At 58.4% G+C, this 12,594-nt stretch carries 13 protein-coding genes; 7 read left to right on the top strand and 6 right to left on the bottom strand.

Going from position 1 to position 12,594, the window contains the following annotated elements; genetic code table 11:
* Positions 1–47: 47 nt before the first annotated feature.
* Both ampE and ampD read right to left on the bottom strand, forming a co-directional pair.
* On the bottom strand, positions 48–902 hold the full coding sequence (gene ampE, locus ACOI7D_RS16155; protein ID WP_023291993.1) for a beta-lactamase regulator AmpE: 855 nt from the start codon (positions 900–902) through the stop codon (positions 48–50).
* Positions 899–1,462, bottom strand: coding sequence for a 1,6-anhydro-N-acetylmuramyl-L-alanine amidase AmpD (ampD, locus tag ACOI7D_RS16150; RefSeq protein WP_023291992.1), 564 nt, complete (start codon positions 1,460–1,462; stop codon positions 899–901). The genes ampE and ampD overlap by 4 nt, the downstream gene beginning before the upstream one ends.
* 133 nt (positions 1,463–1,595) lie before the next feature.
* Here ampD and nadC point away from each other — a divergent pair, with 133 nt between their 5' ends.
* The 4 genes from nadC (at position 1,596) to hofC (ending at position 5,693) form a co-directional block, all read left to right on the top strand.
* Entirely contained in the window at positions 1,596–2,489 is an 894-nt protein-coding gene (gene nadC / locus ACOI7D_RS16145) for a carboxylating nicotinate-nucleotide diphosphorylase (RefSeq protein ID WP_023291991.1), read from the top strand.
* A gap of 181 nt (positions 2,490–2,670) precedes the next feature.
* On the top strand, positions 2,671–3,102 hold the full coding sequence (gene ppdD, locus ACOI7D_RS16140) for a prepilin peptidase-dependent pilin (protein ID WP_004204358.1): 432 nt from the start codon (positions 2,671–2,673) through the stop codon (positions 3,100–3,102).
* 10 nt (positions 3,103–3,112) lie between these two features.
* Complete coding sequence (gene gspE, locus ACOI7D_RS16135) at positions 3,113–4,498, top strand: type II secretion system protein GspE (RefSeq protein WP_109546651.1); 1,386 nt, start codon at positions 3,113–3,115, stop codon at positions 4,496–4,498.
* Complete coding sequence (hofC, locus tag ACOI7D_RS16130) at positions 4,488–5,693, top strand: protein transport protein HofC (RefSeq protein ID WP_032453844.1); 1,206 nt, start codon at positions 4,488–4,490, stop codon at positions 5,691–5,693. The genes gspE and hofC overlap by 11 nt, the downstream gene beginning before the upstream one ends.
* 36 nt (positions 5,694–5,729) lie before the next feature.
* Here hofC and ACOI7D_RS16125 read toward each other — a convergent pair whose 3' ends face one another.
* Positions 5,730–6,773, bottom strand: a complete 1,044-nt coding sequence (locus ACOI7D_RS16125) for a GMP reductase (protein ID WP_023291988.1) — start codon at positions 6,771–6,773, stop codon at positions 5,730–5,732.
* A 344-nt stretch (positions 6,774–7,117) separates the two neighbouring features.
* Here ACOI7D_RS16125 and coaE point away from each other — a divergent pair, with 344 nt between their 5' ends.
* The 3 genes from coaE to yacG are packed head-to-tail and all read left to right on the top strand — an operon-like array spanning position 7,118 to position 8,685.
* Positions 7,118–7,738, top strand: a complete 621-nt coding sequence (gene coaE, locus ACOI7D_RS16120) for a dephospho-CoA kinase (RefSeq protein WP_032453842.1) — start codon at positions 7,118–7,120, stop codon at positions 7,736–7,738.
* A complete protein-coding gene (gene zapD, locus ACOI7D_RS16115) occupies positions 7,738–8,481 on the top strand; it encodes a cell division protein ZapD (RefSeq protein ID WP_109546652.1) in 744 nt (247 codons plus the stop codon). Before coaE ends, zapD begins: the two co-directional genes overlap by 1 nt.
* A gap of 9 nt (positions 8,482–8,490) precedes the next feature.
* Positions 8,491–8,685, top strand: coding sequence for a DNA gyrase inhibitor YacG (gene yacG / locus ACOI7D_RS16110; protein WP_004204348.1), 195 nt, complete (start codon positions 8,491–8,493; stop codon positions 8,683–8,685).
* A gap of 52 nt (positions 8,686–8,737) precedes the next feature.
* Here yacG and mutT read toward each other — a convergent pair whose 3' ends face one another.
* The 3 genes from mutT to secM form a co-directional block, all read right to left on the bottom strand.
* The gene (gene mutT / locus ACOI7D_RS16105; RefSeq protein WP_004204347.1) at positions 8,738–9,130 is read right to left on the bottom strand and encodes an 8-oxo-dGTP diphosphatase MutT; all 393 of its coding nucleotides are present in this window, start codon (positions 9,128–9,130) and stop codon (positions 8,738–8,740) included.
* 57 nt (positions 9,131–9,187) lie between these two features.
* A complete protein-coding gene (secA, locus tag ACOI7D_RS16100) occupies positions 9,188–11,893 on the bottom strand; it encodes a preprotein translocase subunit SecA (protein ID WP_023291985.1) in 2,706 nt (901 codons plus the stop codon).
* 62 nt (positions 11,894–11,955) lie between these two features.
* Positions 11,956–12,453 carry a secA translation cis-regulator SecM gene (gene secM / locus ACOI7D_RS16095; RefSeq protein ID WP_196531386.1) on the bottom strand — a complete coding sequence of 166 codons (498 nt, stop codon included), beginning with the start codon at positions 12,451–12,453 and terminating at the stop codon, positions 11,956–11,958.
* Positions 12,454–12,594 lie beyond the last annotated feature (141 nt).

The raw sequence follows: 12,594 nt of genomic DNA, 5'->3' as shown, positions 1-12,594 counted from the left end.
GCCCCGCAGGTGGGGTATCCTGGCAGATAGAGTACGGGCGCAGGCCGTTACACCAGGGTGCCGTAAATCGTCAGCAGCGCCATGATCACCACCACCACCAGCGAGGTTTTCTTGGCCATCGACACCGCGGCCTTTGGGGTCGCCACTTTATCCACGTGCGGTTCACGGGCCAGGGAATACTGCGCCAGGCGGGTCAATACCTGATACTGCGACGAATGGCGGTCGCCTAACGATGCAAACCACGCCGGAAGCGCTTTCTCTCCATGCCCCACCAGGGCATAGACAACCCCCACCAGACGCACCGGCAGCCAGTCGACAATATGCAGGATACCATCGATTCCAGACTGCAAACGATGATGCGGCGTCTGGTAGCGCGCCAGCCATGTCTGCCAGGCACGCAGAACGCAATAAGCGATAAGCGTCAGCGGCCCCCATGCCCCACCCACCACAAACCAAAAGAGTGGCGCCAGGTAGTAACGATAGTTAATCCATAACAGCGCATTTTGCAGTTCGCTAAGGTACTCGCGCTCATCACAGCCCGGCGGGACGCCATGGATCAACGTCAGCTCGCTGGCCATCGCATCGCAGGCGCGGCTGTCATTGCGCGACGCCGCTTTCAGATAGGCATGATAGTGCAGCCGAACCTTGCCGGCGCCGATGCACAGCAGACCCAGCAAGATCCAGAACACCAGCAGCGGTACGTTGAACAGCTGCCCCTGCAGCAAGCGCTGAACGAGGTAGACCACCGCGACGGCGACCAGGGTCATCAGCAGCGTTCCCGGCAACGAGAAATGTTTTATCCGGCGGAACACCACCTCCAGCCGATGATCAAGCTGCCAGTGTTCGCCCAGTTTAAACAGGCGTTCAGCGATGAGCACCAGCAGCGTAGTAAACAGCGTCATGAGGTCTCCTTTTCTGACGGCGCGCTGAGCAGCGCACGAAATTTTTTCCAGTCAAAGGCCGGTCCCGGGTCTGTCTTGCGCACGGGCGCGATATCGCTATGGCCCGTGATGTTTGTGGCGATGGCAGGATAAATCGTGATAAGCAGATCCGTCACCGCCGCCAGCTGCTGGTACTGCGCATCGGTATACGCCAGGGTATCCGTGCCTTCCAGCTCTATGCCGATGGAAAAGTCATTGCAGCGTTCGCGCCCCTGATAGCAGGATACCCCCGCATGCCACGCACGCTTATCGAAAGGCACATACTGCACGATTTCACCATCACGGCGAATCAGACAATGCGCCGAAACGCGCAGATGAGCGATCTCGGCAAAGAAAGGATGCGCGTGCGGATCCAGGGTGCCGGTGAACAGCGCGTCAATCCATGGACCACCAAATTCACCTGGTGGCAGGCTAATGTTATGCACCACCAGTAAGGAAGGGGCTTCTTCATCCGGACGGCAGTCATGGTGCGGCGAGGGAACCCGACGCGCGCCGACCAGCCATCCCTCGTTCAACTGCATGCGGGATCTCCTTTCGCGAACTCATGCTTCCGGGCCACACGCCGGCCCAAAGGATGAAGTGTGTATGGTACTGAAACGTCGTTCAGGTTAGCATGTTTCCCACTTCTGAATCTTATCTATCTGGAGCTTTATCATGTCGCCTCGTCGTTACAACCCCGACCGCCGCCGTGACGTGCTGCTGGAACGAATTAATCTCGATATTACCGATGCTGTCGCACACTCCCTGCGGGAAGATTTGGGCGGCGAAGTCGACGCCAGCAACGATATTAGCGCACAATTATTGCCGCAGGATGCACGCTCCCATGCGGTGGTCATTACCCGCGAAGATGGCGTCTTCTGTGGTAAACGCTGGGTGGAAGAGGTCTTCATTCAGCTCGCCGGTGACGACGTGACTATCACCTGGCACGTCGCCGATGGCGACGCGGTCAAAGCCGATCAACCCCTGTTCGAGCTGGAAGGCCCATCGCGCATTCTGCTCACTGGCGAACGTACGGCGCTGAACTTTGTGCAAACCCTCTCCGGCGTCGCCAGCGTCGTCCGCCGCTATGTCGACCTGCTGGCCGGCACCAAAACCCAACTCCTGGATACGCGTAAAACGCTGCCAGGGCTGCGTACCGCGCTGAAATACGCGGTTCTCTGCGGCGGCGGCGCCAACCACCGTCTGGGGCTGTTCGACGCTTTCCTGATTAAAGAAAACCACATCATCGCCTCCGGCTCGATCCGTCAGGCGGTGGAAAAGGCTTTCTGGCTGCATCCTGATGTGCCGGTGGAAGTGGAAGTGGAAACGCTGGATGAGCTGGAGCAGGCGTTAAAAGCCGGGGCCGATATCATTATGCTCGATAACTTCACCACCGACCTGATGCGCGAGGCGGTGAAAATCACCGCTGGCCAGGCGGCGCTGGAGGTCTCCGGCAACGTCACCTTTGACACCATCCGCGAATTTGCCGAGACCGGGGTCGACTATATCTCCGTCGGGGCCCTGACCAAACATGTGCAGGCGCTCGACCTGTCGATGCGTTTCCGCTGAGGATTTGGCCTTCACGCTTCCGGGCGTGAAGGCCTGAATTTGCGACCCGACTCGCAGTCGCTCTTGCTCGCCATGCAATACCGGTAAAAACCCTGGAACCCGGTTTCCCGGATCGTTTTCGTCTCCTCGCCTGCCCCCCAGAATCCCGTCACAGTGCTCCTGTCACAACAAGGAGCGACTTATGGATAAACAACGAGGTTTTACCCTGATTGAACTGATGGTGGTCATCGGCATCATCGCCATTCTCAGCGCCATCGGCATCCCGGCCTACCAGAACTACCTGCGTAAAGCCGCCCTCACCGACCTGCTGCAGACCTTTGTCCCCTACCGGACGGCAATCGAACTTTGCGCGCTCGATCATGGCGGCCTGACGACATGCGACGGCGGCAGCAATGGCATCCCCTCGCCAACAACCACGCGCTACCTCTCCGCCATGAGCGTGGCCAAAGGCGTCGTTACCCTCACCGGCCAGGAAAGTCTCAACGGACTAGGCGTCACCCTGACCCCGACCTGGGATAACGCCGAAGGCGTCACCGGTTGGCAGCGGGTCTGCACTATCACCGACAACAGCGCACTTCAACAGGCCTGCGAAGACGTTTTCCGGGTGAAGTGAGGGCGACAACATGAAAACAGAACAGCTGATCCCTCTCTGTCGTCGCCATCACGCCCTGCTGCTGCACAGCGATGAGCAGACGATATCCATTGCGGTGGTCGATACCCCACCGACGGAGCTAATGGAGGCGCTGCGTTTCGCGACGCAAAAACGGATCGATATTGAATGCTGGAGCCAGGAGCAGATGGATAAGCGCCTGCAAGTCCGGGAAAAGCAGGCGCTGCTGGCGCAAAATGCAGGGCCGGAAAACATCGCCGAGCGGGTCAACCAGATCCTCGAGCAGGCCCTGCGTCAGCGGGCGTCCGATATTCATATCGAGCCCACGGAAGCGCACTTAAGGATCCGCCTGCGTGTCGATGGCGTGCTACACGCGCTGCCGCTGCTGGCACCCGAGCTGGCCGCGCCGGTTATCGCACGACTCAAGGTGATGGCCAATCTCGATATCGCCGAGCATCGTTTGCCGCAGGATGGTCAGTTCGCGCTGAACCTCGCCGGACGGCCGCTCTCCTTTCGCATCGCCACCCTGCCCTGCCGCTATGGCGAGAAAATTGTCCTGCGCCTTCTGCATCAGGTTGACCAGGCGCTGGATCTGGAGGCTCTCGGCCTCTCATCCTCTCAGCTGGCGGCCTTTCGCCAGGCGCTGAATCAGCCGCAGGGGCTGCTGCTGGTCACTGGCCCAACCGGAAGCGGGAAAACGGTGACCCTCTACAGCGCCCTGCAGGCCCGAAACCGGGAGCAAGTGAACATCTGTAGCGTCGAGGATCCTCTGGAGATCCCTATCGCCGGGATGAACCAGACGCAAATCAATCCGCGCGCCGGGCTGACCTTTCACAGCGTGCTGCGCGCCCTGTTACGCCAGGACCCGGATATTGTGATGGTGGGTGAAATCCGCGATGCCGAAACCGCTGAAATCGCGCTGAAAGCCGCTCAAACGGGCCATCTGGTGCTCTCTACCCTGCACACCAATTCCACCAGCGAAACCCTCACTCGCCTGCAGCAAATGGGCATCGCCCGCTGGATGATCTCTTCGGCGCTCTCGCTGGTTATCGCCCAGCGTCTGGTCCGCAAGCTGTGCCCCCACTGCCGGCGCAATGCCGGCAGCGCCTCCGACCTGCCGCACAGTCTGTGGCCCCGCCCGCTGCCGCGCTGGCAGTCAGCAGGCTGCGAAAACTGTTATCACGGGTATCATGGCCGTCTGGCGCTGTTCGAGGTCTTGCCTGTCACCCCGGGGCTACGTCAGGGGATAGTCCAGGGACTCAACGCCCTTGAGATCGAATCTCTGGCGCGAGCCGCGGGCATGATGACGCTTTTTGAAAGCGGATGTCAGGCTATCGAACAGGGGTTGACGAGCCTCGAAGAGGTGGTGCGGGTGCTGGGGATCCCCCATGGCGACTAAGCGTCTCTGGCGCTGGCGAGGCGTCGATGCACAAGGCGCTCCTTGTCAGGGGATGCTATGGCAAGCCAGTCGTCCGGAGGTGCTGCATCACCTCCAGCAGCAGCGCATCATGCCGCTGGCTATACGCCGCTGTTCGGTGAAGCAAAGCCTGTGGCACCCGCGCTACAGCAGCGAAACCATCCGCCAGTTGGCAACCCTGCTGCAGGCCGGGCTACCGCTGGCGGAAGGGTTATCACTGTTGGCGCAGCAGCAACCGCATGCGCAGTGGCAGGCGCTGCTTGAGGCGCTGGGCCGCGAACTGGCCCAGGGCGTAGCCTTCTCTGCCGCACTGGCGCAGTGGCCGCAGGCTTTTCCGCCACTGTATCTGGCGATGATTAGCACCGGCGAACTGACGGGCAAGCTCGATATTTGCTGCCAGCAGCTGGCCAACCAGCAGCAGGAGCAGCAGCGGCTTGCCGGCAAGGTCAAAAAGGCGCTGCGCTACCCGCTAATCGTGCTCACTCTGGCGCTGCTGGTGGTGCTTGGAATGCTCTATTTTGTCCTTCCCGAATTCACCGCCATCTACCAGACGTTCAATACGCCGCTGCCGTTGTTGACGCGAATGGTTATTGCGGCAGGCGACATGCTGAGCCGCGGCTGGCCGTTGCTGTTGGCCTTTCTGCTGAGCCCGCTGCTGCTCAACCAGCTGGTCCGGCAGCGCGCCGACTGGCTGCTGCGTCGCCAGCAGTTGCTTAACGCGCTCCCTCTCGTCGGCCCCCTGATCGGCGGCCAACAGCTGAGCCTGATATTCACCGTTCTGGCGTTAACCCAAAGCGCCGGTATCAGCTTTCTGCAGGGGCTGCAAAGCGTTGAAGAGACCCTGTCGTGCCCGCTGTGGCGCCAGCGCCTGGCGCAGGCCCGCGCGCTGATCGTTCAGGGGGATCCGATCTGGCAGGCGTTAAGCCGCTGCGGCGGATTTACACCGCTGTGTCTGCAGCTCATCCGTACGGGGGAAAGCGCGGGGGCGCTGGATCAGATGCTGGAAAACCTGGCGCATCATCATCGTGAGCAGACCCATCAGCGAGCCGACAGTCTGGCTGCGCATCTGGAACCCCTGATGCTGGTAATAACCGGCTCGCTGGTTGGGATCCTGGTGGTGGCGATGTATTTGCCCGTTTTTCACCTGGGCGATGCCATTGGCGGGGCGGGAGGATGAGAAACGCTGGCACCGCGCAGGCGCCAGCGCAGCCGGTTACAGGCTGTTGAATACCCGGTTCTCTTGTTCCTGAACGCGGATAAAGGTGGTGCGTTTGGTCAGCTCTTTCAGTCGCGAGGCGCCAACGTAGGTGCAGGCTGAACGCAGGCCGCCGAGAATGTCGCGCGCGGTATTGTCCACCGGGCCACGCAGCGGCAGCTTCACGGTTTTCCCTTCCGCCGCGCGGTATTTCGCGACACCGCCCACATGGCGGGTCATCGCCGACTCGGAGCTCATACCGTAAAACAGCATGAATTTTTCACCGTTCTCTTCAACCACAGTACCGCCGCTCTCTTCGTGGCCCGCCAGCATACCGCCGAGCATCACGAAATCAGCGCCGCCGCCGAAGGCTTTCGCCACATCGCCCGGCATGGTGCAACCGCCATCGCTGATGATCTGGCCGCCAAGGCCGTGTGCGGCATCAGCACACTCGATCACGGCGGAGAGCTGCGGGTAGCCGACCCCGGTTTTGACACGGGTGGTGCAAACGGACCCCGGGCCAATGCCAACTTTGACGATATCGGCGCCGGAGAGGATCAGCTCTTCGCACATTTCACCGGTGACCACGTTCCCGGCGATAATGGTTTTTTGCGGCCAGGCTTCGCGCGCCTTCGCCACAAACTGAACGAAGTGTTCAGAGTAGCCATTGGCGACGTCAATGCACACAAAATTCAACTGTGGGTTCTCAGAGAGGATCTGTTGCGTTTTATCGAAATCCGCGTCGGAAGTACCGGTGGAAACCATCACATGCTTGAGAACGTCTGCGGATACGCTCTGGACAAACGCCTGCCATTCTTCTGCGGTGTAGTGCTTGTGTACTGCGGTAAGAATGCCAAAAGTGGCCAGCGCTTTCGCCATGCTGAAGGTGCCGACGGTATCCATGTTTGCCGCAATAATCGGCACGCCGGACCAGGTCAGGCCTGAATGTTTAAAGGTGAATTCACGTTCCAGCTCAACATCAGAACGGCTTTTGAGGGTAGAGCGTTTCGGGCGGATAAGAACGTCTTTGAAACCAAGCTTCAGATCTTCTTCAATACGCATGTGCGAATTCCTGGGGTTAATGGCATTAATGTAAGAGCACAACTCCAGTGACGTTATCATACGCACGAATCAGACCCGCGCAAGACTGCGATTTTCACTTTTTTTACGCTACAATCGTATAAATTTACCTGGTGAATGGAGAAAAAAACGCTTATGTCTCCACCCGCCAGCGTATTATTTTTAACCATTTGATTTGCTTGATTAAAATAAACAGAATAGCGGACGGCGCTCCCGGTTGGCACGGGGCCATCACGACAAGATCGCTGTCGCCTCTCCGGCATACTGCCCGTCCTCGCTGTCTGAATACCAAAAAATACGAGCAATCCGTTTCAGGGTCAGAAGATATGGGGTACACAGTCGCGTTAACAGGCGGGATTGGCAGCGGTAAAAGTACGGTTGCCGACGCCTTCGCGCAGCTCGGGATTAACGTTATCGATGCCGATGTTATCGCCCGCCAGGTGGTCGAACCCGGCACCCCGGCGCTCCAGGCCATTGCCGGCCACTTCGGGCCACAGATGATCGCGCCCGACGGCACGCTAAACCGCCGTCTGCTGCGGGAAAAAATTTTTGCTCAGGTGGAGGAAAAAGCCTGGCTCAACGCGCTGTTGCATCCGCTAATTCAGCAGGAAACGCGCCGCCAGATGCAGGCTGCCACCTCCCCTTATCTCCTCTGGGTCGTACCTTTGCTGGTCGAAAACCGCCTGTCCAGCCAGGCCGATCGCGTCTTGGTCGTCGATGTGCCAAAAGAGACGCAAATCGAACGCACCATGCTGCGCGATAAGGTCAGCCGCGAACATGCTGAACATATTCTTGCCGCCCAGGCCACGCGCGAGCAGCGCCTGGCCGTCGCGGACGATGTTATTGAAAACACTGGCACGCCGGATGCAGTGGCATCGGATGTTGCCCGCCTGCACGAAAAGTACTTAACGCTGGCATCGCAGGCCGCCTCACAGGAAAACTCGTAATGCATACCCCCGTTCTGTTTGAACATCCTCTTAATGAGAAAATGCGCACCTGGCTGCGCATCGAATTTCTGATCCAGCAGATGGCTTTCCATCCGATGATTGCCAGCCATGCCGATGCGCTCCATTTTTTCCGTAACGTCGGCGATCTGCTGGATGTCATGGAGCGCGGCGAGGTGCGTACCGATCTGGTCAAAGAGCTGGAGCGCCAGCAGCGTAAGCTCCAGTCCTGGGCAGAAGTGCCGGGAGTCGATCAGGAGCGCATTAACGCGCTGCGCCAGCAGCTCAAGCAGTCTTCCAGCACCCTGATGGCCGCGCCGCGCATTGGTCAGTTTCTGCGTGAAGATCGCCTGATTGCGCTAGTGCGTCAGCGTCTGAGTATCCCTGGAGGCTGCTGCAGCTTCGATTTACCGACCCTGCATATCTGGCTCCATATGCCGCAGGCGCATCGTGACGAGCAGGTGGCCAGCTGGCTTGCCAGCCTCGATCCTTTGGTCCAGTCCCTGAGCCTGATCCTCGATCTGATCCGTAACTCCGGGCAGTTTCGCAAACAGACCAGCCTCAATGGCTTTTATCAGGATAATGGCGAAGATGCCGATCTGCTGCGCCTGCGTCTCGATCTGGCCCACCAGCTTTATCCGCAGATCTCCGGCCATAAGAGCCGTTTCGCCATCCGCTTCCTGCCGCTGGACAGTGAGTATGGGATCGTGCCGGAGCGCTTTGATTTTGAACTGGCCTGCTGTTAAGGAGATAACATGTCAGAAGAGACTATCGTCAATTGTCCGACCTGCGGCAAAAATGTGGTTTGGGGCGAACAAAGCCCCTATCGTCCGTTCTGCAGCAAGCGCTGCCAGCTGATCGATTTGGGAGAATGGGCAGCAGAGGAGAAGCGCATCCCCAGCGCGGGCGATCTCTCCGATAGCGATGACTGGAGCGAACAGCAGCCCTGATTTGACGGCACGCTAACCCAACGCCTGTTGGGTTAGTCTCTTGACCCGAGGCTCAGCCCTGGGCGATAAGTTTGCGGATAACCGGTTCATTCGCCGGGGGAAACGCCGCCGGATCCAGCGCCTGCCGCGCCATCCACTGTCCCGGCTGCCCCTCTTTGCCCCAGGGCTCGCCTTCCCAGCTTTCCACGAGGAAAAACCACAGCGTAATGTGGCGATCGGGGAACTGATACTCCAGCTTATCAAATAGTGAAAACGTGGTGACCGTAATCCCCACCTCTTCCTGTAGCTCGCGGATCAACGCCTGCTCTGGCGTTTCAGCAGATTCAATCTTCCCGCCCGGGAACTCCAGTTTATTCGCCATATGGGCATCGGCGGCGCGCTGGGTAATAAAGATGTCGCCTTCTGGATTGCGAATTATCCCTACGGCGATTTGCAGTTTTTTCATTGAATCAGCTCCATAAAAAAGGCGCAGAACTCTGCGCCTTTGTTTTTTTATCAGCCCTTAGCTCAGACGGCCATGGCACTGTTTGTATTTTTTACCGGAACCGCACGGGCAGGGATCGTTACGCCCCACTTTACGTTCGCCGGTTTGCGCCGCCAGATCCTGTGCAGCGGCTTCATCATCGCTCTGATGGCTGAGCTGCTGCATCTGCGCCAGGCGCTCGGCCTCTTCACGACGCTGCTGCTCCATCGCCTCGACTTCTTCCGGCATCCGCACCTGCACTTTGCTCAGGGTGCTGATCACTTCATACTTCAGTGACTCCAGCATCGCGGCAAACATAGAGAACGATTCGCGCTTGTACTCCTGCTTCGGATCTTTCTGCGCATAGCCGCGCAGGTGGATACCCTGGCGCAGGTAGTCCATCGCCGCCAGGTGTTCTTTCCACAGCGAATCCAGGGTCTGCAGCATCACGCCTTTCTCGAAGTGGCGCATCATTTCGGCGCCGACCACTTCTTCTTTACGCTGGTAGGTTTCTACCGCGCTCTGCAGAATACGTTCGCGCAGGGTCTCTTCATGCAGCTCCGGCTCTTTATCCAGCCACTCTTTGATTGGCAGGTCGAGGTCGAAGTCGTTTTTCAGACGCTCCTGCAGGCCTTCGATATCCCACATTTCCTCCAGCGACTGCGGCGGAATATGGGCATCGATAGTCGCCTTAAACACGTCTTCGCGGATGCTGTTGATGGTTTCGCTGACATCAGACACGTCCAGCAGTTCGTTACGCTGGGTGTAAATTGCCCGGCGCTGGTCGTTGGCCACATCATCATATTCCAGCAGCTGCTTACGAATATCGAAGTTACGGCTCTCGACTTTACGCTGTGCGTTAGCGATAGCCTTGGTGACCCACGGGTGCTCAATGGCTTCGCCGGGTTTCATCCCCAGTTTACGCATCATGCCGGATACGCGATCGGAGGCGAAGATACGCATCAGGGCATCTTCCATCGACAGGTAGAAGCGGGAAGAACCGGCATCACCCTGACGACCGGCACGGCCGCGCAGCTGGTTATCGATACGGCGTGATTCATGACGCTCGGTACCGATGATGTGCAGGCCGCCTGCGGCCAGTACCGCATCGTGGCGCACCTGCCAGTCGGCTTTGATTTGTTCAATCTGCTCAGGCGTTGGGTTTTCCAGCGCCGCGACTTCCGCCTGCCAGCTACCGCCGAGCATAATATCGGTACCACGGCCCGCCATGTTGGTAGCGATGGTCACCGCGGAAGGATAGCCTGCCTGGGCGACGATGTCCGCTTCGCTGGCGTGGAACTTGGCGTTCAGAACGTTGTGCTTAATGCCGGCTTTGGTCAGCTCACGGGAAACCACTTCCGATTTCTCGATCGAGATTGTCCCCACCAACACCGGCTGACCGGCTGCGGTACGGGTTTTAATATCTTCGATAATCGCCTGAATTTTTTCCGCTTCGGTCATATAGACCAGATCCGCCATGTCTTTACGGATCATCGGACGGTTGGTCGGGACGACCACGGTATCCAGCTTATAGATGGAGCTGAATTCAAAGGCTTCAGTATCGGCGGTACCGGTCATCCCCGCCAGTTTCTCATACAGACGGAAATAGTTCTGGAAGGTGATAGAGGCCAGGGTCTGGTTTTCGTTCTGGATCTCCACCCCCTCTTTGGCCTCAACGGCTTGGTGCAGGCCATCGGACCAGCGGCGGCCCTGCATCGTACGGCCAGTGTGCTCATCAACGATGATAACTTCGCCATCTTTAACGATGTAGTCAACGTCGCGGGTGAACAGCGCATGGGCGCGCAGCGCAGCAGTGACGTGGTGCATCAGCATAATGTTGGTCGGGGAGTACAGGGACTCACCTTCATCCATAATGCCTTCCTGTACCAGCAGCTCTTCAATCAGCACCAGACCGCGTTCGGTCAGGTTAACCTGACGCGCTTTTTCATCCACCGAGAAGTGGCCTTCGCCGGTGAAGGTGTCCGAATCCTCTTTTTCCTGACGGATCAGGTGTGGAATGATCTTGTTGACCTTGCGGTACATTTCAGAGCTGTCTTCCGCCGGGCCGGAAATGATCAGCGGGGTACGCGCCTCATCGATCAGGATGGAGTCCACCTCATCCACCAGCGCATAGTGCAGTTTACGCTGAACGCGCTCTTCCGGGCTGAAGGCCATGTTGTCGCGCAGGTAATCGAAGCCGTATTCGTTGTTGGTGCCATAGGTGATATCGGCAGCGTAGGCTTCACGCTTCGCCGGCGCCGGCAGGCCGGACATGTTGATGCCAACGGTCATGCCGAGGAATTCGAACAGCGGGCGGTTATTTTCGGCGTCACGCTGGGCCAGATAATCGTTGACGGTCACCACGTGAACGCCTTTGCCGGTCAGCGCGTTGAGGTAGGCCGGCAGGGTCGCGGTCAGGGTTTTACCTTCACCGGTACGCATCTCGGCGATGCAGCGATCGTTAAGCACCATACCGCCCAGCAGCTGGACGTCGAAGTGACGCATGCCGAACACGCGCTTACTGGCTTCGCGAACGACGGCGAAAGCTTCAGGGATCAGGTTTTCCAGCACTTCGCCTTTTTCCAGGCGCGCGCGGAATTCAGCGGTTTTCGCTTTCAGCTCGTCATCAGAGAGTTTTTCCATCGCCGGTTCCATACCGTTGATGATATTGACGACTTTGCGCATACGACGCAGCGTACGGTCGTTACGGCTGCCGAAAACCTTGGTTAACATTTTAATAAGCATAATAAAATCTCAAACGCCCCGCGGTGCGGAGTCACAAAAAATAGGATAGTCCGTGGTTATTTTCAGCTGAGACGTTGAGGCCCTGCGCGGATCCCCGCCACCTGGCTTATCCAGGCGCTGACGCGGAAGGCAGAATATGAGGAAGGGATATACGCCGCCTGGCGGAACACCACCGGCGGCGTGCTGTCCTGCGTCAGCAGCGCGCTGAGCGTGTCGAGCAGCGCCAGATGCTGCGCCTGCAGCGGGGACGCTTCTTCCGCCACCGGCAAGGCCTGCGGCGCCATGGCGAATGAGAGATGACGAATAACGGTGCGAATGGCGTGCTGATGCCAGTAGTCGACGGTAAAGTTTGGCCGGCGATTCGTCTCCAGCAGCGCCAACTGGGAGAAATTAACTTTGCTCGGATTATGGTTGCTGGCGGTCGCCTTTGCTGGCGTCGCGGTCTCATGGCCGTTGCTTAGCGCAGGCAGGCCGAGGCTGGCCGCGACCATCCCCAACAGGAGATGCGGCCAAAAATACCGTCTGCCAAACTGTCGCCAGCGCGTCAGCAATCCACTCACGTTCATTACCTTTCTTTGGTATACCCGTTGTCGTTCAGGCTGTCTCTTTATTAACGTTTTTCGCAGGACAACCTGATGTCCACGGGGTAAAGCAACCCGGAGAAATAATTTTGCGCTCAAATACTAACATTAATAGCGCGC

Origin of the sequence: Klebsiella sp. C360 (genome assembly GCF_048822415.1) — a bacterium.
Lineage (GTDB): Bacteria > Pseudomonadota > Gammaproteobacteria > Enterobacterales > Enterobacteriaceae > Klebsiella > Klebsiella quasipneumoniae.
The sequence above is the reverse complement of the archived record's forward strand: the minus strand, read 5'-3'. Positions and strand labels throughout refer to the sequence as shown.

Coding starts and splice junctions, on each gene's coding strand:
- ampE (WP_023291993.1), bottom strand. CDS start 902: ATGACGCTGTTTACTACGCTGCTGGTGCTCATCGCTGAACGCCTGTTT.
- ampD (WP_023291992.1), bottom strand. CDS start 1,462: ATGCAGTTGAACGAGGGATGGCTGGTCGGCGCGCGTCGGGTTCCCTCG.
- nadC (WP_023291991.1), top strand. CDS start 1,596: ATGTCGCCTCGTCGTTACAACCCCGACCGCCGCCGTGACGTGCTGCTG.
- ppdD (WP_004204358.1), top strand. CDS start 2,671: ATGGATAAACAACGAGGTTTTACCCTGATTGAACTGATGGTGGTCATC.
- gspE (WP_109546651.1), top strand. CDS start 3,113: ATGAAAACAGAACAGCTGATCCCTCTCTGTCGTCGCCATCACGCCCTG.
- hofC (WP_032453844.1), top strand. CDS start 4,488: ATGGCGACTAAGCGTCTCTGGCGCTGGCGAGGCGTCGATGCACAAGGC.
- ACOI7D_RS16125 (WP_023291988.1), bottom strand. CDS start 6,773: ATGCGTATTGAAGAAGATCTGAAGCTTGGTTTCAAAGACGTTCTTATC.
- coaE (WP_032453842.1), top strand. CDS start 7,118: ATGGGGTACACAGTCGCGTTAACAGGCGGGATTGGCAGCGGTAAAAGT.
- zapD (WP_109546652.1), top strand. CDS start 7,738: ATGCATACCCCCGTTCTGTTTGAACATCCTCTTAATGAGAAAATGCGC.
- yacG (WP_004204348.1), top strand. CDS start 8,491: ATGTCAGAAGAGACTATCGTCAATTGTCCGACCTGCGGCAAAAATGTG.
- mutT (WP_004204347.1), bottom strand. CDS start 9,130: ATGAAAAAACTGCAAATCGCCGTAGGGATAATTCGCAATCCAGAAGGC.
- secA (WP_023291985.1), bottom strand. CDS start 11,893: ATGCTTATTAAAATGTTAACCAAGGTTTTCGGCAGCCGTAACGACCGT.